Below are 25,806 nucleotides of genomic sequence, written 5' to 3'. Positions count from 1 at the left end.
TGTTAAACATCCTATGGATGATTATATTAATAATCATCTTATTCATCATTATTTTGCTAGTTATAGGAATAAAAATATCATTTATCTACACTAAAAAAGAAAGCAAAATTAATGGATGTTTAAAAATACTTATTTTAAAAAAAATTAAAGTTTATTCGCTGACATTTCCTTCACAGGACGACTGTGCCGATGAAAATGAAAAGGAAAATGAAGGCAAAAAAAGAGATTTTAAAAAAATACTTGAACTGGCAAAACCTTGTTTTAAAGATTTGATGGAATTTTTAAAGAAAACTATCAAATCAGTTAAAATCAAAAAAATTCAAAACCATCTTATTTTTGGAATGGATGATTATGCAGAAACCGGAAAATACATCGGAATAATCTGGGCGGTTTTAGCAATTATCAACCCACTTGATAAAAATTTGCGCATAAGTGCCGAACCGACCTTCAATGGAAGCAGACTTGATGCCAAAGGAGAAAATGAGTTTGAAATATATCCTTTAAAACTTTTAATCCCTGCAATCAAACTAGTTTCAAAAAAGGAAATCCGAAATCTTATAAGAGGTGTTTTAGATGAGCGATGAAAATCTGTTCAAGATAAATCAAAACACCGAATTCAAATTCAAAAATGTCAATGGACTCATATTCGTCTTCGAGGAAAATATCCTGGAGGTAAATGAAAAAATTTCATCTGCAGAACTCAAACCATTGGGAATAATTTATGAAGAAAATGATGAATTTTACTTAGCTCCCCTAGATGAAGTTAGCGACATTAAGGCAATTATTAAAGAATTTGTGGAAAATTATCTAAAATGAGAAAATTGTTTTAAATATGTGAAATTGATTTTAAAAATGTCTAACCAACTTAAATATCATAATCCCCAGCATACAAATATATTATATGAAAAAAATACCTGTTTAATGTTTTAAACTGAAAAATAGGTAGTGCAACCATTAACCAAAAATAGAGCAAATTTTCAAAATTATTTGGCAAAACTCCAATAAACTCCCTACCTAGATTTACAGAGGGAATTTTCGAAATTAAAAATATATAGACCTGTGAAATTTACACATCTGACCATAAATTGAAAATTTTAAAGATGATTGGTGAAACGACAACCAGATAAGATATTAATTTTGAATTTCACAGAATCAACATCAAAACAATGAAAAATTATTCAGGAAGAGGAATATTTTCACTTTCCACAACCACTTCAACAACAAGAGGTCCTGAAAGATTCTTTTCAAGCAATAATCTCAAGTCATCCAGATTATCAACTCTCACACCATCAATACCATATGATGCAGCAAGTTTTACAAAGTCGGGATTGCTTAACTTGACCTGATATGGATCCATTTCATAGAACATTTCCTGCCATTGACGGATTATTCCAAATTCTGAATTGTTTAATATGAATATGATTACATCAAGATTATTTTCCTTTAGGGTAGCCAGCTCCTGAAGATTCATTTGAAAATCCCCATCCCCATTGATAAGAATTATCTTCTCTCCACTGGCAACATTTGCACCGATAGCAGCAGGCAGTCCATAGCCCATAGGTGCAAGTCCTCCTGAAAATAACAATTGACCAGCTTTAGTTGACTTTTTCAAAAGTGTTGTCCAGGTTGTATGGCTTCCCGCATCTGAAACTATTATATTGTCATCAAACCTTTTTAGAATTTCAGAAATTGCAGCTTGAGGCTTTAAATCATCATTTATTCCTTCAATTATAATATCATTATCAATATTTAGAATATCATCAATCCAATCTGTCTTTTTAAAGTTAATATTTACCAAAAAGTCTTCAACTTTACCATGAATAGGAAAATCACCAATAAGTACGTCTTTATTGATGTTTACATGAATCAGATTATCCGGAATGTGCGGCAATGTTCTTTCACTAGCCTTTATACCCAATGCAATAATGCAGTCAGCATTTTCAAATGCATATTTTGCCCTTGGAGTTGCACGTATTCCAACCAGTCCCAAATTCAAGTCATCATATTCTGAGATTATACCCTTTCCATGGAATGTTGTGGTAACTGGAATTTGATATCTTTCACAAATCATCCGGATGTTTTGAGCCTGAGACCTTGCACCCGCACCAAGAATAAACAGCGGTTTTTTGGAGTTGTCAATCAGATTCTGGGCTTTTGTGATGTTGGAGAGATCATCTTCACACAGATAGCATAACTCAAAGTCTTCAAAATCAACTGCCTGCAGAATATCTTTTGAGAGGTTAATGTGGATTGGTCCCTTAGGATTGTTTTTAAGTGCAAATATTGATGCCCTCAACACATACATCGCTTCAGTGCCGTTTAAAGGATTGTATGATTCCCGAGTGATATTTCTGAAAATTTCAAGTTGAGGGGTTGATTGGAAATGGTCACTTCCCCTATACTTCAGCTCATTGTCTCCGGTTAAAACCAAAATAGGAACATTGTCCTTATATGCGGTGGCAAGTGCCATTGTAAAGTTCAAGGCTCCCGGAGAAGCGGTTGAAATGCATACTCCAATCTTGCCGGTTGAGCGATAATATCCATCTGCAGCATGTGCTGCCGCCTGTTCATGTCTTGTTAAAATATGATTAATATTTGAAGTTGAAAGAGCCTTATAAAGAGGCATTATCTGCTCGCCGGGAATTCCGAATACATCGGTGATTCCTTCATCAGCTAAAATTTCAACTATCTTTTCACTGACGTTCACTCTTCCTCCTCCTGGTATGACCCGTTATATTCACCTGATCCTTCAACTGGAAACACCACCGCCTGGGCAATTCTGTCACCGGATTTGATTTTATATTCAAAGTCACCATGATTGTAAATCATGAACATCAAAGTTCCATAAAATCCAGGATCACCAACCGCCGTTTGGACAGATACAAAAGACCTTAAAAGAGTTGAACGGGGAAGATAAAGCATAGTATATCCTTTAGGAATCTTAATCTTCCTTTTTATGCTTGCCAAGTAAGCAGTATGAGGTTTTAAGGTGTAAATATTGCCTTTCATCTCTTCAAGTTCAGGCAAATTCTTTTCGTTGTCAATCAGAGATCCAGGAGTCTGTTGAATATATATCTTATCCAGTTCTAAGTCAATTCCGGATGGCTGAACCAAATCTTTAAAATTTGGAAACAGTTTTATAAGTTCCTTTTCACCAAGCATCATATCAAAACCTTTTAATAATTTATTTATACTATCTACATTATAAATTTTAAACGGTGATAAAAATGCCTGTAATTACAATAGCTGGAAACGATGGAATAAGTGTTGAGAAAAAAAGAGAAATGGTAAAAAATGTTTCAAAAGTCGTTGCTGATGCATATGACTTACCAATAGAAGCTATAACAGTTTTAGTCCAAGCATATCCAAAAGAAAGTATTGGAGTGGCTGGAGAATTGTTATCCGATAGAGAATAAATAAAAAAGGGAGCTTTGCCGAAACAAAGCCCCCTAATTATACAGACTAAACGTGTTAAAATAGTTTATTTTAACACATTACTATATTAATATTGTAAAGTATATAAAAATTTTGATTTACAACCTCTTATAGACATCATCGTCCAATTTTTCAACAAGCCCCAAATCTATAAGTTGGTTTAGATACTTTCTGATTTTTTTATCGAAATTCTTACTTTTATATCGTGCAAGGGATTTTTCCAAATCTTTAAATGAAAACTCATCACCCGCAGCATCATAGATAATTTTCTGCCAAGGTGTCAAATTAAATATTATGTCCTCAAGAGGATTTTGAGTTTCATGAAAATTCCAGACTTCATCTGAAGTTTTCATTTGAAATCTGTTTTCGAGATTTTCAATACTGTCTGTCAGCACATCCAGATGAGGATAGTTTGCAAGACCGTTTTTGTGTTTTGAAATCTTATTGAGAAATTCATGTCTTGCATCATCCAGGGAACTTTTCGCCTCGACTTCACTTTCATATGTTGCCAGAATATAGATTCTATCGTCAATGACCTCTACAATTTTATATGTATCAGTTTCATCACAATATTCAATTTCACCAAACTCTCCAACATCCCAGTTGTGATCCATTAAAAAATTTCTTGAAAATGTTGCATCTTCAAGACTGTCAAATAAGCCGAAAATATATTCATCACCTGCAATCTGTTTTTTTATGATGAATGTGTCAAAAAGTTTAGTGATGTTGAGACCATATCTTGAATTGTTTGGATTTCGGATATGCCTTTTGGCAAGTTTCAAAATCATGTCTTCATGAGGTATTTCATTGAACTCCCCCAGATAACATAACTTATTGTCAATGACTTTGAAAACCATATATTTGCCGTCAGCTTCAAAAATTTCATCATCAATTTCGTCGGTCTTCCAGTTGTTTTCGACTAGAATGTCACGTGCAAAAATTGCCTCGTCTTTAGATTCGAATTTTCCGAACACCCTTGAATTTTTGACTACCGTGTAACTATTCCTATTTTGGCGAAGATACTTTTCACTCATCAAAATTATTTTACTTTGGAATATTATATAAATTTTGTTTAATATGTCGAACATTTCACCAATAATCCTTTAAAGAGAGGTACATTTCAAGTGTAAAAAGTTAAAATTCCGAATTTTTTAAAATGAAAATTAATTTTTATGTTAAATCTTTCAATCAACTTGTTTTATTAGGAATTGTGATAAAAAAATTCAATTTTGCAAAATGATTTGACATGCTTGAGAACAGCATCCATATGGCAATAACATTGAGTTACTGTCATAAAAATTTCTTACAGAAAGACCCTGAAAATCTTTTAAAATTAGATTCATATCTAAATTTCTGATTTATTGAATAAACAATAATTTACATTTAATATTTTGTTATAATTCCCTTCTAAAAATTAAAACAAAATAAATATCAAACATTCAACACCACATTTTAAATTTAACGTACTACAAACAATTTTTGCCAATTTATGGCAATTTCACTGAATTTATTCAATAAATTTTTATAAAAATATAAAGAAAAATTGAAAAAATGAAATATATTTTAAACATATTTCTTGAATTTGAGTTTAAAAAAATATAAAACTTTCAAATCAATATTTAAATGAAAAATTTATCTTATAACTCAAATTACCGAAAAGTGATATAAAAAAGTAAAATTAAAGAAAAATAAGGAAATTATTGTAAAAAAATTTCATTCTAGATAATGACTAAAAACGTCTTATTGCCATATTTCAACCTGAAATATTGACCGTTAGATGAAAAAATTTCTTATGAATCACAAAAATGGAAATTATATGCCAGAAAAAATGCTGCAGGAAAAATTAATTTTTGCTAAAAAAATTGCATGAGATAAAAAAATTTATAGAATTTTTACTTTTTTAGCCGACACCACCCTACTGAAATAATAGACACCCTATCCATTTTCAACCGGCAATATCATAAACATACAACTTGAAAAATTATATCAGTTTACACCTACAGATTGATAAAAAAAATATGCGCTAAAGAAATTTTGATTTAAAAAAATTAGACTGAAACCAATATTTTTATGAAAAATCCAAGAAAATGAGGAGATTACTTGAAAAAATTTTTCTTACAATAACCGATTAACATGCTATATTATACTACATCATATAGATTAGCATATATTGATATCAAAAACTACACAATACATCTACATATATGAATTTTATCATCAACCAGATTAATTTTAAAATTTTTTATTGCAGATTCTGACACGTTACTTTAAAATAACACCCTAGAAACATCAACTTTAAAATTATAATTATGATATTTAGGAATACCTAAAAATTAACGAAATATTTATATAGTATTAATGTAATAAAAAGAATACAAGGAAGTGAGGATCCCCCAACAATAAGATTATATGCAAATCACCTCACTCCCCCACACACATATGGAGGAAAAAATATGATAATAGGAATTGAAAACCTAAAAGCAAAACAAGACCAAGAAAAAGAAGATTCAGAATAAATTGGTCTTCAAATAATTTAAAAAAAAAATGAGAAATAGTTAAAGAATTTTAAATAAACTATTTTTTATTCAACTGACTTTTTAATTTAACTATTTCAGCTTCCAAATCACTAATCTTACCATTAGCAATGGAATTTGCAACCTCCAAATCCCTAAGTTTACTGCTGAACTCCAGATTTTCGGCTTCAACATCATTGAGCCTATCCTTGAAATATTCAACAGATTCAAACAATGTTTCATAGTCTGGATTTGCTACATGCGAACTATCCATCTCCAATGTCGAGTCATTTTTTCGAAAAACCTTAACATTGGATTTCTTTTTGAAAATTCCGGGAACATTCAAAGAGTTATGCAATTCCCTAGGAAAATCATTATACCTTACTTTAAATCCGAAATTGAAGGGATTGTGAATACGACGCTTTCTTGACATGACAACCTCCTAGATTATATTTTAAATAAGATATACTGAATGATATGTGCAAACTACAAAATAGGAATTGTTGAAGTGCAAAAATGCGAAAAAACACAAAAACAGAAAAAATGACTAAAATCCGGATTAAAAAAAAATAAAAATAAGGAAAATTCCTTATCTTCTTACTTTAACAACTTTTCTTGCAAAATCTTTAAGGTATGTTGCCTGATAGATAACGTTTCTGCCTACTTTAAGATTTTTGAAAAATACGTTTTTAACAACAACCTTAGCAACACCAAGGGAATTGGTTTTTGCCTTGAATGTTCTGCCATTGAATTTGAAAACAACCCATTTGTTTTTAATTGGAATTTTTCCTTTTTTAAGGGCTGCAGCCAATATAATCTGTTTGGCAGATTTTTTGACAATTAAATTGTTTAGTGTAAGAACCTTTTTAACAAGAACTATAGGTTTTACGGTTTGTGTTGAATACTTGACAAGAACAACATATTTTGCAGGTTTGTAGTTCATGAGCAATGTTGCAATACCGTAGGCATTGGTCAATCTGATAACATACTTGTTAGCGCCCACTTTGAATAACACTTTAGCTCCTTTGAGAGGTTTGCCGTCAACACCCAATACTTTTGCCCGATTATAGTAATCGCCGCAATAGACAACAGCTGAAGTTGCAAATAATTTAGGAGCAGCTGCTTTGGATACGTTCAAATCATAGTATTCTCCAAAAACATATTCATCTTCATCAAAAACTCTGATGTAAAGTTCATGGGCACCTGCTGTCAGACTGCCTAATGATATGTCTGTTTTTTGTGAATTTGCTTTCACCTGTTTATAGGTAGCATAATCAATTTCATATTCAATGTAACCGTTAAATCCTGAAGGAGCAAATACAGAAACTATATTTTTGCCGAATACGACCATATTATCAGATATTTTTACAACAGGAATTACATCTAAAGATCCTTCAGTATTAGTGCTGTAATCAGGTCTATCATCACCAGCGTCACATATGAATTCCGCTGCATATGAATTTTCACCTAATCTGAATCCGGAAACTGTTACTTTTGCATAACCGTCGACCATTTCCTTGGTGAATTCCCTGCCGTTTAAAGTTACTTTCAGTGTACCCACGGTATTTTTCGGAAGGTTTATATAAAAATCAACCGCCTGATTATATGGAATTTCTCCGTCTTTATGGGATTGTTCAATTTTTCCTTCAATTTGTAAATCCCTGACTACCTCATCCACATCATAATCATCGCCTTCATAATATGCACGAACATTATAATTACCAATATCTAAATCTTTAAATGAAATAACAGCTTTTCCATTTTCAAATCCTTTTTTGACATAGACTTGATCATCGATTTCAGCAACCAGATTACCTTTTGCATCTTTAGGCAATAATAATGAAATGACTTCTCCATCATAATTGTATGGAATATTATCATCAAAATTGATGTATGAAATAACATTGAATGTAGTGTTAACAGTTAATGGATGATTATATTTGGAATCACCGGCATATTCAATAGTCACTACATGTTCACCGAAGAACTCTGAAATATTTACCCTTAAATCAGACTCTTCCGTAGTGTATTCTACTTCTTTTCCATCAATATTTATCTTAAATGAACCTGTTGCATCTTGTGGAACTGTAATTTCAATAAAGTTATCTTCACCATAATAATAATACTCCTCTATAGCAAACTGTACAGTATAATCCAGATTGATTTTTTTAGTTAAATCCAGTTTAGCTTTGTTTCCTGTATAATAAACTCTAATGTCATGAGGTCCTAAAGCAAGATTCAAATCATCCACCAAACAACCTACAGCATATCCGTTTTCACTTTCGAACCTGTCATCTTCAACAGAGAATCTTTGTACTTCTTTTCCATCAGCATAGAAAATTAAGGTACCTGTTGCGTCTTCCTGGAATTCAACATATATCCTGTCCCCATTATTATAGCATGGATTTTCTGGAATGACGACCTTGTATTCAACCAGATCAAACACATATGAAACGCTTGCAGGTTTATAATAGTCATCTCCAGTATAATTTAAGGTTAATGTGTGAGAGTTTACTTTTAAATCATCAGTTTTAAGATAGAATGAAACATACTCGCGTGCATCTTCTCTTGCAACTTCAACACCATCTATGTATGCCACTACTTCACCGGAAATATCATCAAACAGAGCTAATTCAAAATCTAAAGATTGTCCTTTTACAAATTGCTTTGAAATATCTGCAGATAAGTCTACAGAAGAAGGATCGTTATCTGAAACTTTTACATCCTTTTGATATTCTGTTAAAAAATCATCTCCAGATGAAATCTTAATGTAAAATGTTGTTCCATCATTAGCTTCCAGATTGGACAATATTATGTTTGTTTTTGCATTGGAATCCAATTTGCCTTCAAAAACAGTGTTATCGCCAATGAAAACTTCTATATCCATGTTTTTATATTGTTCAGGGAAGGTAACTGGAATATTATATGTTTCCTTGCTGTAAAATGTGTTTGGAACATCTATTTGTGGAGTAATCTTAAAAGAGTTAAAATATTCATTACCATTATGACTAACTACAAGTTCATAGTAGTCACCGAACTGCAGATTGGACGGAATGGAATATACTGCCTTTGAATCTTTTACTGTAACTGTTTTTTCATCAATGACAACATCATCCTCAACTTCATTATCATAATGTTTAATTTTGAAATCAATAGATTCACCGTCAGCATAAGCGACTGTTACATCCTTTGAAGTTGCAAAAGGAACTTCCTTAGGGCAGTTTACATAAGGAAGGATTTCAAATACTTTTGTAACTGTTTTTGCCTTGAGTTTTTTACCGTCACCATTGTATGTGACTTTTACTACGACATTAGCAGCATTTGCAGGGCCGTAATTGATAGACTCCTCATATTCTTCCAAATCTAAATTATATAGTTTACCGTTTACATCTACAACATATTTTCCAGTATCTGAAGGTATGCTGAAAGAGAGTTCAGTGCTTTTACCATAAAACCATTCGTCATCCTCCGCAGTGACTTCTATAGCATAGTCATTAATGTTGTATTCTTTGGATACTTCCTTTGGATTTAAGAGACTAGTATCATCAGGAACGAAACTGACATGAAGAGTACATGATCCAAAGGTGTTTGTTTTATATGGAATTGTATTGAATCCGCCACCCGCAGGCAAATCATCCTCTTCATCATCATCATCAAAGTGATAGAATACATTACCAGAATAATAAACCTCATTATCATAATCATCTTCTGGCAGAGTTACATTAATATAAAAAGTTTCACCTGCCTTTATATTGTCCGGAAGTTTGATTTCAACATCTTTAGGATTGCTCAAAACTTCATCTGAAACCAAATCATTAGAAGCGGCCAGGTTATCATCTTGAGAAACCGTATCTTTAATTTCTAGGTTGTCCGTGATATTTTCACTTGCACTTGCCACACCTACTGTTAAAATCGCAAGCAAAAATATGGACAACAACATTATCCTATTTAAATTCAATTTTATCCCCAAATTATTTTTAATTATATTCAACTTGAATACATGTATTATTTTTATTACATGTAACATATAAGTTTAATGAATTATTCGGGAAAATAAGATAAACTAAATACATAATTCAACTTTAATAAAATTATAAGAATATTTTTTAAAAAATAAAAAGAAATTATAAATAATTAAAAAAAATATAAAAATAATTGAAAAAAATTCCAGTTATCTTAAAACCTTTGCAGATTTTTTAACAGTGTCTTTTAGATATGTTGCCTGGTATGCGACGTTTCTTCCCACTCGGAGTTTTTTAAGGATGACTGATTTGACAGTCAGCTTTGCAATTCCATACTTGTTTGTTTTTGCAATGTAGTTTCTGCCGTTGAACTTGAAGACTATCCTTTTAGAAACGAGATATTTTCCATTGATTTTGCTTAAAGCAGCCTGCAAAACCAGATATCTTGCTGATTTTTTGATTTTGACACTTTTAAGAACTAAAACATGTTTTACTGTTAATTTTTTAGTTACTGTTTTTCCCAAAGATGTGGCTGAAAGCTTATAAACGCCAGGATTCAGGTTTACAGTATAGCTTGCAATGCCTCTGGAATTTGTCTTGATTCTAGCCACCTGTTTTCCGGCAATCTTAAAGACCACATAAACACCCGCAGCAGCTTTTCCATCAGTTCCATAGACCGCCACATTATATTTTCCTTTGGCAGAATAGACCACAACAGTGTCTTTTGCAATCACCTTAGCTGCGACTCGGATTTGGGAAGAGGAATTTTGTGTATCAGGATTATGAGAAGGCTGTGAAGCATTATAAACATTCAAATCCATAACCTCAATTTTTCCATTGACAATCTGAGAATACATCTTGCTTCCGAGATATGTGAGGATGATGCTTTCCAGATTAGGATCAACACCTGATATAACAGTTCTGCCCATATCCAAAGTCCTTATGTACTGCCTGCCCGCCAATGGAATAATGACTTCCCCTGTTGCGTCTTTTGGAAATTCTATTGTTAAAGTGGAATTTACCTTTGAAACCCTAACGCTTGGCCTGTTTTCGATTATGAATTTGGCAAGGTCTGCATCAGGAATTGTGAATTCGTTGACACCGTATGTGGTGTCGTTGAATGTAAAATTCAAAACCTTATATTCTCCAACATATAACATTGATGAGGGAACTGCCACAAATCCATTGTCATATTTCACAGTCAGTAAGTGAAGAGTTTTTTGTGAATATGAATATACCGGATGAGATACTGTAATTGTGAATGTTCCAGATGTGTTTGACGGCAATCTGGCTTCAAACACATTGTTTTCACCCAGTTTCACCTTCGGAATTATTTTCCATGAAACACTATCATCGACAGAAAGATAAACCTTATGGGACCATCCGCTTCCGGACTCGAATTTGAGATTGTACAATCCCACAGACAGATTGTCCAATGTGACTGTTGCATGTCCGTTGATTAATTCACTCTGCTGAATCAAACGGTAGCTGCCATCTATTTCCATATAAACCCTTAATGTCGTATTGGCATCATCTTCCAATTGAATTTCATATTCTGCAGGATTTCCAACAAGAATTCCTTTGTTTTCAGGAAGTATTGCTCGATTTATGACCTGAACAGAATCATTGAATGCAATCACAGCATAATCCTGTCCTGAATATTCGGCTTTGAATACATTTTCACCAACATTTAGATTGAAAAAGACTATTTGAGCTTTTCCATTTATCACCCTAGCGGAGTCAATTATCTCAAAGCTTCCCTTGCTTTCACTGTACCGGCTGAGAACGAGACTACCTTTCGCATTTGTCGGCAGCACCAAAGTGAATGTGACATCCTCATCAGCATATACCCTGTCCCTGTAATCCGCATTACTTATAATCTTATAGACAACCCTTACAGATCCTGTGCTTTTATAAGCAGGAAATACATCATCGCCCTGATAGTCCAAAGTCCAGGAATAGCTTCCCTGACTGAGACCGTACACATCAAAGACAGCTTCACCGTCGTCATTGATTTTGGCTGTGAATTTCTTGGTTCCAACTGTCAGTGTTGCGGTTCCTGTTGAGCCTTCAGGCAATTCCAAGGTAACGTTATTGTGCTGACCGTAAATTATGTCGTTGAGCTGGATGTTCTGTTGAGGAATTGCGTTTATTGTGAATTTGAGTGAATATGCAGGATAATTACCTGAATAGCTTACCTCGATGTCGTGGTTTCCGATGGAAATGTCTCTAATATCAAAGATGTATCCTCCATCCTCGATTGTTCCCTGAGCTGCAGTTCCACCGTCTATTGATATCCTTACGCTACCTGTCGCATCATCAAGAAGCCTTACGTTTATTGTATTTCCACCAGCAGTAGGACCTATTTCAATTGTGTCCTGATAGTCCACATCAATGTATGTCACTTCAAAATCTATTGATTTTGTTTTTACGATATTCCCATCGTCCACATATTGAAATGTCAGTTTATGAGAACCCAAATCAATGCTCTGTGTTGAAAGGTCATAACCCAAAATATTGCCACTGACTGACACCTCATCAATTTTTTCACCGTCAAGAAAAATATCCACCCTTCCGGAGGACCCTTCTGGAAATGCCATACTGATGTCGTTGATTTCACCTTTCAAAACCTTTTTGGTATAGTTTATCACATCAAACTCGCTTACTGACTGGGCATCAGATACGAAAACCACATATGAGTTATCGAACTTATAGTTGTAGCGATTGTCATTATAGAATACCTTAATGTTTATGTAATCAAACTCTTCTCCTGCGACATGACCTGCAGATTCTATATTGAATAGTTTAAATGAAACTTTCCCATTACTTACTGTGAAATTTCTCTCTTCATTGCCCACATTTACTGTTAAAATGCCATTATAACTTTCAGGCAATCTGAAATCAATTATATATTCGTTGGAAGTATATATTCTGCTTGGCAAATCAATCTTTGGGATTACTTCAAAATACGCATCATATTCCTTCTCATATATCGCCTTTTCAAGAGCCATGTTATTGAGGCTGAATTCAAAATTGACCCTGTAATCACTGCCAGTATAGTTGGCATAAATGTAATGGCGTCCGGGGTTTAAATTGGAAACTGAAACATTTGCAAAACCGTTTGTAAGTGGGGCAGCCGCAATCTGGTTGTATCTTGCACCATATCCCCAAATGTCATCCGGCAAGTCATAAAAAATCAGTTCATAAATAACCAGGTTACCGTTGGCATCTGCCGGAAGGGTTAATGTCACATGTCCGTCATCACTCCATCCCACATAACGTTCATTGAGCTTTATGCTGCTTTCAAGAGTGTAGGATTTAGTTATTGTCTTTTGAGGATAGTCCTCACCCACATATGTAAATGATAATGTATTGAGTCCGTATTTCAAATCATTGGCATTGATACGAATGGATGGTTCGCCATAGTTTTCCGCATCGGAATAAAGCTTGTCCTGACCTATGCTGAAACTTTTGGAATTGACAGTGTAGGATATGTTTCCGCTTATGTCACTAGGCAGGATTACATTCAAAAGCAAGTCCCTGCCGTATTCAATTTCCTTTTGAGGGTTTGGACTGACGTCAAATTCATATGTGACATCCCCCAGACTCTCATCATCGATTGTTTCAAGGATTCTACTTTCCATATCATGTGAATTATCATCCGGAAGACTTACATCCTGAGTTAAGTTATCCGTTGCACTTACACAACCTACTGTTAAAATTAAAAGCAAAATACTAAAAAACATTATCTTTTTTACATTCATGTTTATCCCCATTCCAATACAATATTAGTTATAATATTAAGGGATAATAAAAATTATGCAAAAACAGCAAAAAAATAAAAAAAAATTAGAGGACAATGATTTTTCTGACACTGTCCTTGAGATAGCTTGCGCCAACAACAAGTTTTTTGACTTTAGGATTTTTGACAATTATCTTAGCGACACCTAACTTATTGGTTTTTACCTTGAATGTTTTTCCACCGACTTTAAATACGACAACTTTGCCTTTAAGTGCTTTGGCGGAAATGATTAGTTTTGATGATTTTTTAGATACCTTTAATGTAATCAGATGATTGACCAGTACCTTTTTAGTCAGAACGGCATTTTTATATACTGCAGTTATTGAATACAACTTAGGAGCATATATTGTCGGGATCTTAACGCTTGCAATACCAAGTGAGTTTGTTTTGACTTTTTTAAATGTTTTGCCGTTGATTTTAAATGTCACCAAAGCATTTTTAACTATTTTTCCGTCAGTTCCGGTTACTTTAACCTTATATGTTCCGACACCGTAGGTTAGTTTATTGTTTAAAGCCACGATTTTTATAGGAACCTGAGAAACATAGACCCCTATGAAGTATGTTTCATTATATCCGTCACTTCCGACATAGTTCAGGTCAAAGTCCCAGTCTCCAACGCTGAGTTTTGAAAGGTCAATTGTTGCAACACCGTTTTTAATGGTTGATGAATATGTTTTTTGACCAATTTTGAGTGATATGCTACCTTTGCAGTTTTTAGGGATTTTGAAGTGAAGCACATTCTTATCTCCCACACGTACAGTGGTTTCGTATGTCATGTCAGGCCATCCAATCAGAGTTGCGTTCTTTTCATCCACATCATAATCGCTTCCGACATATCTTGCAGATATATTGTATTTGCCCGGATTCAAATTATCCAGTTTTATTGAAGCCTTACCGTTGGTCAATTTTACGGATTTGTAGAGTACTCCATTAAGGTATATTTCAAAACTTCCGTTTGCATCACTTGGAAGTATTATATCCGCAGCAGAACCGCAATTGAAATCTGCAAAATATGGAATGTCGATTTCATATGCAACTGAGAAATTACCGCTGACTGACATCGGATAATACTTGGTGTCTCCGAGATATGTGACGCTGACTGTGTAGTTGCCGACGGCTAAATTTGATATATCAATCAGAAGATAATTATCTTCCTTTTTAGCAGTGGCTGTTTTGTTGTTGATTGTTACTTTAAACAGATTTAAAGACATGTCATGGGGCATGTAAACAGAAACATGGTTATTTTGACCGTATCTGAAAGTGGAATATGAGTCCATATTCATAGAATATGTTACATTTGCCTTAACTGTTTTTGTTCTTGTGAAGTCCTTTGCTGAAACGACTACCATGATTTCATGCTCCCCGCAGGTGACATCTTTGAAAAGGGAATAAAGGAACTCGCCTTTTTTGTCAAGTGCCCCTTTTTTGACCAATTTTGAATCGACATATACGCTTACATACCCGCTGGACTGTGTGTCAACAGTGATGCAGTCGTCATGGTCAAGATAAATGCTTTGAGGAATTCCTATTACAGCATTTGTTACATTGAATGTTAAAATGCCGGAATAAGGAAGGAAGTAATCGTCACCGGAATAATTCATCATCAGCTTATGGGTCCCCATGCCAAGAGAAGTTATCAGTGTTTCGTTCAAATAGACGAAAGGACCTTTTACACTGGTTCTGTTGATTAGCTTTTCATCCAGATAGACTTCCACAACGCCACCGGCAGATCTTGGAAAGAGAACTGCAGGCATGAACGCATAGGACTTGCCGAACTGCAGCACCTCTTCGGGAATCAGAAATACCGGAGAGTGGTCTTTAGGATACTTCATCACAATCAAATCATGGTTCACGTCCAACTCCACATCGTTGAAGAATGCAGATACCTTATATATTGATGAGTCAAAAGGCGGCCAGACGTTTGGAACCACAACTGGAAACTTCTGAGGAGGCAGCCCCATCGGAATGTTTACTGATGAGTTGACTGACTGATTGAAAAATGTGTAATCATTTATCCTCAATTCCAAGTTTCCTGATGTGTTTTCAGGAATTTCGACCGTGATGTTTGTCAATTCCTGTTCATAGACCTTTTCATCAAATGTTACATTTATTTCATTTGCAATTTCCGCATCTCCTGTTGAAATGGTATTATTGTCATGAAGTGATTGAGTAGCATTATCTGATGCGCTGACACAGGATAGGGAAATAATTAAAATCATAATAAAAAAAATAATCTTGCTAATTTTCATCATACCACTTGATAATTAGATATGTAAAATATTTTATTTAAAAATAGTGTCTGGCAAAAATATCTGATTTTTAACCTGCAAAGAAAGCATAATCTGATTGCCAATACTCCAAAATAACTGCCGTCAAAAACATTTGCTATTTTTTATAAATTCATGATACCGGAAATTTTGAAAAATGAAAACTGAATTAATGACACGAAATCAAGTGAAAAAAAAACTGAATAACTTTTACTTTTTTATAGAAAAACATAAAAGATTATCAAAGCAACATTTGAGCTTCTTCAGGAAGTGGGATTGCAAAAGACCACCACAAAAAAGATTGCAAAGCAAGCTGGAGTCAATGAGGCAACTGTTTTTAGAAAATTCGACAATAAAAAGAATCTGGTTGAAGCGACTAAAAACTATTACATGAATATACTTATTAGCAAACTTGAGGATATTTTTGATTTCACCGGAGATGAGGAGATTGAGGATTACATTAAAAGGAATTTCTATGAACTGTTACATCTTCCGGATGAAGAGTTCAGCGTAATAAAGCTTGCAATGGAAGAAGTGAGAGACATAACCAACAGAAAACTCTTAATTTCAAGAATTACCAGTGCGATTATCTTGAAAATTAAAGCTTTCTTCGAAGCACAAATAGAAAAGGGAAAAGTCAGAGATATCGATTCCACAGCATTGAGCGTGATGGTATTTTCCATAACCTTCCAGTCAATTGTTTTGTGGAAAGTTTATAATGAAGATTCCTCTTTAAAAAACCATGATTTCACAGATAGTGTTTTATATGCACTTATGAACAGTATTAAAGCTTGAAAGTAATTATTTTTTGATTTAAACATGCAAGTGAGTGCTTACATTCGGAAATCTTTAAATAGAAGCATTTTCATATATTTAATTACACCTTGAAGAGATTCAAAGGAAAACTCGAATTAACCTATTAATGAGGAAACTTACCTTATTAATCACTTCAAAAGATTGGTGAATGACCCACCTTATTTTTATAAATTCACCAAATCTTTTTCTCCCTTTATACTTAGATTTTAATGCTTTTTAGAATATGATTTCTGCCACACAGCCACCGCCGAAACAAAAATTAAAAAATCACACTTAATTTTTAAACGAATTCATCAAATAATATTTAAAATATTTGAATTGTATAATTAATAAAAAAAATAATATACAATAATAACATGAATTTTTTATGTAATGAAAATTTTACAAAATTATGGAAACATTAATTAATGAAAAGCAAAATAACATAAATCATATAAAATTTAATAACAGATTTTACGATTTCAATCGAGTGTGAAATATTGGTGAATAAAATGAAGTTCAAGTATCCTTTTGCTTTGGTGTTGATTTTAACTGCTCTGCTTCTGCTTGGAAGTGCCGCAGCAAGCGAAAACATCACCAATAATGCAAATTCTTCAGAACCCACATACCTGTCTGTTGACAGTGCAGATGCTGGAAGCGTCAATGCAAATCTCCCGGTTGATGAAGATGTACTTGAAAATACCAATAAAGAAATCATTAAAGACAATTCCGCAAACCAACCTTCACAAAATACTGTTGATTTAATTGTCGATATGGAACTTGGAGACATTGAAAAGAATACATACGGCATCAACGAGATGAGTTTTAAAGTTCCGTTCATCATCACCGCAAAGGCCAATGACGGAATTGCAAAAAACACAAAAGTTTATGTGGATATGCCGAATGATTTCCAATTCATATCCTCTTACGCAACTGTCGGAACATATGATTATAAAAGAGGAATCTGGAATATCGGAGACTTGAATGAAGGCACTGATGCAACTTTAACAATAATGACAAATATAAATGTTAAAGGAACTTTCATAGTTTTCGTCAATGGAACAACCGATTCCAACGACATTGACCTGTCAAACAACGCTTTGAGATGCAGCATACAAGTTACATCAAAAATTACTTCAAACACCACCCGTACCAGTGCACAGCAAAGTGAAACCCAGCATAACACCCACTATGCAAGTATCGCCCAAAGAGAAAGTCGGGAATATGATTGGGAAAATATGCCTCAACCATATGAACGTCCATCTCCCAATACCGAACCTGAAAGACCGGGACCTGTCAGTACCAGTGACGATCAAAGTGAAACTCGGCATGATTCACACTATGGAAGTACCTCCCATGGAGGCGCCTCAGGAAATGCAGTTTCACCTTCCGGAAATGGCGGCGTAAGCTCATCAGTTTCCAAACAAATCAATAGTAACCTTCTCACCAATGCAATTGAAAGCCTTTTTACTCAGGATTCCAGTTCAAGAAACAATGACCCATCCAACTCAAAAACCGTCAAGGCCATTAACACCGGCGACTACCGCACCATTGCGGTTTTGATATTCACACTGTTTTTAATAATACTGGTATGTAATTTGGGATATGAAAAAATCAAATCCTAATTTTTATACAAACTTCTAATTTTGCCTATAATAAATTAATCAAAACTGTAATTCCTTTAAACTAAAAAATTTGAATGAATATCAGTTTTAGACAAAAATATTTGACATAAAATTAATTATTAATGAAAAAGATAAATTAAATTATGTTTAACAAAAGAGCCCTATTTATTTTATTCATTTTTGTTATGATAATCATGACGATATCGGCAGTCAGTGCAAATGACTCGAACATGACGTCAGAAATCATTGGCAAGGTGTCATCCCCAAATGAAGTGATTTTGGAAAATTCAAATGAAACTATCCTCAAAGAAAGCCCAAAAACATTTATAGATTTGGAAAAAGACATTAACGGCAATGAAAATGCCGAAATCTATTTGAATCACAACTACACATTTAATCCCGAATCCGATTCCCTTATTTCCGACGGAATCACCATTAAACATGACGTGACCATATGGGGTAACGGCCATACATTGGATGGAAGCAACGCCTCCAGAATTTTTAATGTTAAAGATTGTACAGTATCCTTCCACGACATCATTTTTAAGAATGCCAAGACAAATGCTGATGGAAGTGCAATAAACGGCAGAAGCATTGCAGAAAATTGTATATTTACCGGAAACACCGCAGGATATGGTGGTGCAACCTATGCTACAGACTGTATAAACTGCATATTCATTGAAAACACAGCAAGATATATGGGCGGAGCGGGATGCGGAGGCTCTTTTGAAAACTGCATCTTTATCGGAAATTCCGCACACCATTCCGGCGGCGCCATTTACATCGGTTCAAATACCCGAAAATATACCATTGCCAACTGCCGTTTCACCGGCAATCATGCAAATGAAGGAGGTGCAATCAACATACTGTTCTCCGACTACGTTGCAGTTGTCGATTGCCTATTTACAAAAAACACAGCGACATGGCAAGGCGGCGCAACATATAACGTTAATTGCAAAAACTGTACATTTGTTGAAAACGGAGCAGATTACGGAGGTGCAATGAAATACGGTTCCGCTAAAAACTGCGAGTTTACTGCAAATAATGCAAATTTCGGCGGAGCATCATATAAGGCCACCGCCACCGACTGTACATTTATTGAGAACTATGCAGATTACGGAGGTGCAATATACGAAGGTTTGAAAACTGAAAACTGCAGATTCATTGGAAACTACGCATTCTATGGAGGAGCAATGTATGGACATCAGTACTTTTTGCCTAACAATTGCTATTTCGTATACAATTCCGCACGAATGGGTGGTGCAACATACAATGTGAAAGTAGAAAATTCATTCTTCGGATATAATGAAGCAACGGAATATGGTGGGGCAATGTATGGAGAAGGTGCAAGCAACTGTACATTCAAAGGAAATACTGCAAACCTGACAGGGAATGACACATATAATACCGAGATTTCAAATTCAGGCAAAACACACACAAGCAGCATAATCTACATTGATGCAAATACCCAATCTGACGGTGATGGGTCTAAAAGCAATCCTTACAAATATTTATATGCAGACAGACTCGCACCTGGAGTTACAGCATACTTTGCAGATGGAATATATGAGCTCAACAGCACCTGCACCATCATTGATGGAGTTAAATTGATAAGAAATGGAGTAGATATAAAAATAAACTCAAAAATATCCGACCAATACTCTTTCATAATCAAGGAATCATCATATCTTGAATTGAATGGCCTGACTTTAAACAATATTCATATTCTCAACCAGGGCACATTAAAGGCCAATAATTGTTTTTTTGATGAAATCGAAGCATTTGATTTGCGTAATCTTCCAGAGATTGAATCCGGTTCCGGCCTAATTGACAGTTCATATGGAGGAGTCATCATCTGTGATACTCCAAAAAGCAACAAAAACACCCTTATTATGGACGGCTGCACTTTTCAAAATTCTTACAATGCATTTAATGGCGGAGTAATTGCTGCGATAAATTCAGATATCTCAATCTCAAATACTCGGTTCATTCAATTCTCCTCCACATATAAAGGAGGTGCAATTTACTGTGAAAATTCCAATTTGAACATTTACAATGGACAGTTCACACCATTTACCAATGACAATGGTGAAGATTTCACTTCAAATCAGTACAATACATATACAGCATATTACGGAGGATCGATCTATTGTGAAAACTCCAATATTTTTATAGACAGATCCAACTTTAATGGATCACTGTCCTTCAGTTTTGGAGGATGTATCGCTTCCATGAATTCCAACATAACCGTCAGGGAAAGCAATTTCAACAATTCCGTGTCAATGACAGACGGAGGAGGAGCAATCTACAATTCAAAAAGTGAACTGTACATTTTTAATTCAAAATTCAACACCAACACTGCGGAATTCGGTGGTGCCATCTGCAACATAAATTCCATTTTAAATTCATACCGCTCCACCTACTACAATAATCGTGCAAACTACTACGGAGGAGTTATCTATGACATTTACGGAACCATGAATTACTATAGAAACCAGTTTTATGTATCTCATGCTTTGGCCGGCGGTTCAATATACACAAGGATTCCAAATAACTTCACAATGATTGACAATACATTTGGAGACAGCTTTGCAAAAGAAGGGTCATCCATATTTTATGACGGAAAAAAACAGAACAGCATTTCCAATTATTATGCAAATGATTACCATGTCTTTGCCGAATTCAGGGCAACTTTAAACGGCAAGGATTACCATATCATAAGTAATCCATTATTTTACACAATGGCATCTGAAGTAGGCACAGACCTGCATTTCCCATATCCGGTTTATGAGGTTTATGATAATCTGGTCACCATGATGATTTACGGCACCGATGAGGAAAAAAGGCTGACTTCAATTAACAACATCCATAAAATCAACAACATTTCGGTCGACATCAGTTTCAGCGACAAACTGATCAATCCACAATTGAACGTGTACCTACTTGAAGATTTGGACATATCATTATATAACCAAGGATTAGCCGGCAATCTGTATACCGGTCCAAGAGATGCTCTTTTCAATGGATACCAGGTGATTGGAAACTACAGCATAGACATTTGCGGCAATTCTGAAAACGGAAACTATAACTTCACCAAGAATTTGACCATGGACTTCGGAGATACCTTTTTAAGCATAAAATATGACAATCTTTATGAGGCAGCTTCATTTAATCCAGTCAGTATGGTCAATGGCTCAATTGCATATCCTGAATCCCTTCCATCCCAGATAGAGATATTGTCATCATATTACAATTCAAATGACTATGGTTATGTCAGTTCCGTTAAAGACCAGAAAAATGGAGGTAACTGCTGGGCATTTTCAGGAATGGCCACTCTTGAAGCATGTCTCAGCAAGGCAACAGGCGTCAGATATGAATTTTCAGTGGAAAATGCCAAGAACCTGATGGCGGCATATTCAGTTTATGGAATTAAAATTGAAACAAATTACGCAGGATATGAATCTATGCTTTTAAGTTATCTGACAAGTTGGTTGGGTCCGATTGAGGAATCAAAAGAGAATTATGACGATTATTCTGTAATATCCATTCTGGAAAATCCGCTGTTCCATATTCAAAATGTCAAGTTTCTGCCTGCAAGATCAAACAGCAGAGACAACACACTTTACAAGCTTGCGATAAGGGACAACGGTGCGGTTTCAGTGACATTCAAATGGGGAAATGATTACCATTCAGTTTCACTTGTAGGATGGGACGACAATTACGTTGGATATGACTCCCTTGGCAAACCTGCAAATGGAGCCTGGATATTCAAGAACAGTTGGGGGCCAGATTGGGAAAACAACGGTTTCGGATACCTTTCATATGATGAAAAGATATCCGAACAGATATATCCAAACCTGCATGCATATACATTCATCTTCAGCGACAACAACCCATATACCAAAATTTACCAGTATGACTTTGCAGGAGTCAGCGAATTCTACCATTATATGGATACAATTTCGTTTAAAAACACATTCACCGCAGACAGCGATGCTCTTCTTTCTGCATTTTCAACATATTTTGACAGACAGACCAATTTTACAGTAACTGTTTATAAAAACGACGAATTTGTTTTCGAACAAAACGGAACTTCATCTGCAGGTTATTCCACCATACCTTTCCACACATTTATCAAACTGGACAAGGGCGACAAGTTCACAATTGCCGTAAACAATCACAATAAAGGATACAATTGTATTCCTGTCTGTTCAGCAGAAGAAATTTCCAAAAAAACTTTCAGCCAGAACGTTTCATTTATAAGCCTCGACGGAGAAAACTGGTTTGATTTGTATGACTATGCGGGTTCATGCAATGTTGCATGTATAAAGGCATTTACACAAAACATCAATTCGACAGATATCAAAATCAGCATGGACGAATTTGACTCAGCCAATACAAAAAATATCAATATCAAAACTTATTTTGACGGCATGGATGTCGACAAATTCAACTATCGTCTGATGAGGTTCATTATAGACGGAAATGTTTATTATGCTCAAATCAGAAATGGAGTCTCTAATCTTAACGTCAAACTGGATGAAGGAAAACATTCACTGTTTGCCCAATACAGCGACAATGTATTTGAGTCCAACATCATCCGGTTTAACTTTACAGTTAAGTATGACAAGGCAGGAACATCATTCAATGCCCTTCAAGACCTGATTAACGATGCTGATGAAAAATCAACAGTCAGTCTTGAGAGAGACTATTTCTATGACGGGAAGTTTGATGACGGAGAATACGGAATCATCATCAGCAAGCCAATGACCATCAACGGAAACGGACATACAATAAACGGACTTTCCAATGCCACAGGATTTTATGTCGCAGCCGACAATGTCATTTTAAACAACATCACAATCATAAATGCCAGTTCAGTAAACGGAGGAGGAATCTACATTGCTGCACGCAACGTTACCCTGAACAACTGCAGCTTCATCAATTCAAAAGCTTCCCAAAACGGAGGAGGTCTTTACTCACTTTTTGACATCACACTGAATGACTGCAGGTTCATCAACAATACAGCAAACAATGGCGGAGGATTATATCTGATAACCAGAAGCAGCACAAGCATTAAAAATTCCCTATTCAAAAGCAATGATGCTGAAGTTCACGGTTCTGCAATGTATATTGAGGGAAGTGGAACCGGATTGATTTCATCTTCAAAATTCTACGGAAATACTGCAAAATATAATGGAGGTGCAGTATTATCCACCAATTACCGCAATAACTTCACAGATTGTGAATTTGAAAACAATTCCGCCATTTCCGGAGGAGCAGTATTTTCCAATTCCAAATACGTTGACTTTAACAGATGCGGATTTTCACAAAACATTGCAGAAAAGTCCGGAGGAGCAGTGGCCGCACACAATAAAATCAATGTTTATGACAGTGATTTCAAAAGCAATTACGTGATTAAACTTGTGCAAAGCATAACAGGCACTGATGGCGGAGGTGCAATCTATTCATTCGATGAATTAAACATTCACGATTCAGATTTCACCAACAACAATGCAGGATATGGAGGAGCGATACATATCAGCAAATATCTTAAAATTTACAAATCAACATTTGCAAACAATTCCGCTTCATATTCAGGAGGAGCGATTTATGTCAGCGACTTGTTTGAATATGCGCCAAATTGGTACATCGGAGTGTACAGTGAAGCTCTTATTTATGATTCCCTCTTTGAAAGCAACCGTGCGGATGCAGCCGGTGCAATCACTAATGCAAAACTTGTAGACAACTGCACTTTCAAAGACAATCATGCCACTAATGCAGGATCACTTTACTTCGTGAAAACTGTGGCCAATTCCAAATTTATTTCAAACAGTGCATCATATGTCGGAGGAGCAATTTACAATTCAGACAACGTATACAATTCCGTCTTTATCAGCAATTCTGCGGAACATGGAGGTGCAATCATCAACTTTAAAAACATCAACATCACATCATCACGCTTTAGAGATAACTATGCAGAAACAAGCGGAGGATCAGTATACATAGAAGGTGAATCAGTTATTATGAATTCAAGCTTTGTTGGAAACCTGGCAAAAATAGGAGGAGCCTTCTATTTGACCAAAAACGGAAGATATACCATTTCAAATTCCAACTTTATTAACAACAGCGCAATCGTTGGAGGTGCAATCGTTTCATATACGGACACCGAAAAGAACATGGCTTATGTCAGTGTTTTTAACAGCAAATTTACAGGCAACAATGCCGATGAAACCGGAGGCGCAATCTGTTTCATGGGATTTGGTTATATAAGCTTATCCTATTTTGCAAACAACAGCCAGAACACGGGAAGCGACATATATTCATTAGGACATCTCCACATTAGGGATTCAAATATCTCATCCAACAGTAATGTTATCCCTATTGAATTTGCATACCATTACACTGACGGAAATCCCGTTTACGGAAATCTTTATATGAAAAACAACAGGATTGATGCTGAAAATGTTGCAATATATTACAATGAAAATGAAATCCGATACAACATGCCTCTGTACATGACCTTCACAAGTGCCAAATTAGTCAAAGGCCAGAACATTACTGTGGCACGTCTTGAAGATGAAAACGGAAACTCAGTCTATGCGTATGGAATGGGAGATTTGAAAATTACCCTAACCGACCAGAACGCAAACAAGGTCATGTTTACAATTCCATACGACATAAATCTTGGAGGATATCCACTGCAGACTTCTTCACTGAATTACGGAATATACAAAATCAGCGGAAAACTGTCAAACGACCATCCTACCAGAAGCATTGCAAAACCTGGCGTTCTGGAAATTACTGACAATCATGGAAGAACAGCACCTACCATCGTATCATCCGGCCTAATAAAGACATATGGAACAAAAAACAAGCTGATGATAGCCCTTAAAGATAAAAACGGGAAAGTGCTTGCAAACTGCATCCTCAAGGTCAAACTCAACGGAAGGATTTTCACACTGACCACAGACAGAAACGGACAGGCAAGTCTGGCGATTAACCTAATGCCGAAATCATACATTGCAGTAATCGCATTTGCGGCAAACAGCCAATACAAATCATCAGTCAAAACCGTAAAAGTGATTGTCAAAAAGGCCACTCCTAAGATAACCTCATACAAAAAGACATTCAGGATGAATATGAAAGTGAAAAAATATGCAGTGATTTTGAAAAACAATATGGGCAAAGTGATGAAAAACACATGGGTCAAGATGGCCATTAACGGCAAGATTTATGCTGCAAAAACCAATGCAAAAGGCCAGGCTATATTTAAGATAACCAAACTGGCCAAAAAAGGAAAATTCATCGGCACAATAGGATTTTCAGGCAACAAATATTACAATAAGGCAATTAGAAAAGTGATAATTACCGTAATAAAATAGAAATCATGCTTATCAGGTGTTA

The 25,806-nt window shown here is 35.1% G+C and carries 13 protein-coding genes; 6 read left to right on the top strand and 7 right to left on the bottom strand.

What is annotated here, in order from left to right:
- Window positions 1-53: 53 nt before the first annotated feature.
- Window positions 54-584, top strand: a complete 531-nt coding sequence (locus tag Q0P94_RS00125; protein ID WP_295112144.1) for a DUF2953 domain-containing protein — start codon at window positions 54-56, stop codon at window positions 582-584.
- Window positions 574-816 carry a hypothetical protein gene (locus Q0P94_RS00120; protein WP_295112141.1) on the top strand — a complete coding sequence of 81 codons (243 nt, stop codon included), beginning with the start codon at window positions 574-576 and terminating at the stop codon, window positions 814-816. Before Q0P94_RS00125 ends, Q0P94_RS00120 begins: the two co-directional genes overlap by 11 nt.
- A gap of 358 nt (window positions 817-1,174) precedes the next feature.
- Here Q0P94_RS00120 and Q0P94_RS00115 read toward each other — a convergent pair whose 3' ends face one another.
- Window positions 1,175-2,707, bottom strand: coding sequence for a thiamine pyrophosphate-binding protein (locus Q0P94_RS00115; protein WP_295112139.1), 1,533 nt, complete (start codon window positions 2,705-2,707; stop codon window positions 1,175-1,177).
- Window positions 2,704-3,162 carry a deoxyuridine 5'-triphosphate nucleotidohydrolase gene (locus Q0P94_RS00110; protein WP_295112214.1) on the bottom strand — a complete coding sequence of 153 codons (459 nt, stop codon included), beginning with the start codon at window positions 3,160-3,162 and terminating at the stop codon, window positions 2,704-2,706. Before Q0P94_RS00110 ends, Q0P94_RS00115 begins: the two co-directional genes overlap by 4 nt.
- 65 nt (window positions 3,163-3,227) lie before the next feature.
- Between Q0P94_RS00110 and dmpI the strand changes: the two genes are divergently transcribed.
- Complete coding sequence (gene dmpI / locus Q0P94_RS00105; protein WP_295112137.1) at window positions 3,228-3,416, top strand: 4-oxalocrotonate tautomerase DmpI; 189 nt, start codon at window positions 3,228-3,230, stop codon at window positions 3,414-3,416.
- Between the two features lie 117 nt (window positions 3,417-3,533).
- Here the strand turns inward: dmpI and Q0P94_RS00100 are convergent, their stop codons facing one another.
- From Q0P94_RS00100 to Q0P94_RS00080, 5 genes are all read right to left on the bottom strand, one after another.
- Complete coding sequence (locus tag Q0P94_RS00100; protein WP_295112135.1) at window positions 3,534-4,469, bottom strand: hypothetical protein; 936 nt, start codon at window positions 4,467-4,469, stop codon at window positions 3,534-3,536.
- Window positions 4,470-6,009: 1,540 nt separating this feature from the next.
- Window positions 6,010-6,381, bottom strand: coding sequence for a hypothetical protein (locus Q0P94_RS00095; RefSeq protein WP_295112132.1), 372 nt, complete (start codon window positions 6,379-6,381; stop codon window positions 6,010-6,012).
- Between the two features lie 156 nt (window positions 6,382-6,537).
- Entirely contained in the window at window positions 6,538-9,906 is a 3,369-nt protein-coding gene (locus Q0P94_RS00090; RefSeq protein WP_295112129.1) for a hypothetical protein, read from the bottom strand.
- Window positions 9,907-10,119: 213 nt separating this feature from the next.
- Window positions 10,120-13,674, bottom strand: coding sequence for an Ig-like domain-containing protein (locus Q0P94_RS00085; RefSeq protein WP_295112126.1), 3,555 nt, complete (start codon window positions 13,672-13,674; stop codon window positions 10,120-10,122).
- An 85-nt stretch (window positions 13,675-13,759) separates the two neighbouring features.
- Window positions 13,760-15,931 carry a hypothetical protein gene (locus Q0P94_RS00080; RefSeq protein ID WP_295112124.1) on the bottom strand — a complete coding sequence of 724 codons (2,172 nt, stop codon included), beginning with the start codon at window positions 15,929-15,931 and terminating at the stop codon, window positions 13,760-13,762.
- A gap of 285 nt (window positions 15,932-16,216) precedes the next feature.
- On the opposite strand from Q0P94_RS00080, the gene Q0P94_RS00075 reads away from it, so the two are divergent.
- The 3 genes from Q0P94_RS00075 (at window position 16,217) to Q0P94_RS00065 (ending at window position 25,784) form a co-directional block, all read left to right on the top strand.
- On the top strand, window positions 16,217-16,774 hold the full coding sequence (locus Q0P94_RS00075) for a TetR/AcrR family transcriptional regulator (RefSeq protein WP_367270172.1): 558 nt from the start codon (window positions 16,217-16,219) through the stop codon (window positions 16,772-16,774).
- Between the two features lie 512 nt (window positions 16,775-17,286).
- Window positions 17,287-18,399 (top strand): DUF11 domain-containing protein, encoded by a 1,113-nt coding sequence (locus Q0P94_RS00070; RefSeq protein WP_295112121.1) that lies wholly within the window; start codon window positions 17,287-17,289, stop codon window positions 18,397-18,399.
- A gap of 194 nt (window positions 18,400-18,593) precedes the next feature.
- Window positions 18,594-25,784, top strand: a complete 7,191-nt coding sequence (locus tag Q0P94_RS00065) for a lectin like domain-containing protein (RefSeq protein ID WP_295112119.1) — start codon at window positions 18,594-18,596, stop codon at window positions 25,782-25,784.
- Window positions 25,785-25,806 lie beyond the last annotated feature (22 nt).

The sequence above is a fragment of the uncultured Methanobrevibacter sp. genome, from assembly GCF_946184425.1.
Lineage (GTDB): Archaea > Methanobacteriota > Methanobacteria > Methanobacteriales > Methanobacteriaceae > Methanocatella.
This window is presented reverse-complemented; position numbering and strand designations above follow the sequence as displayed.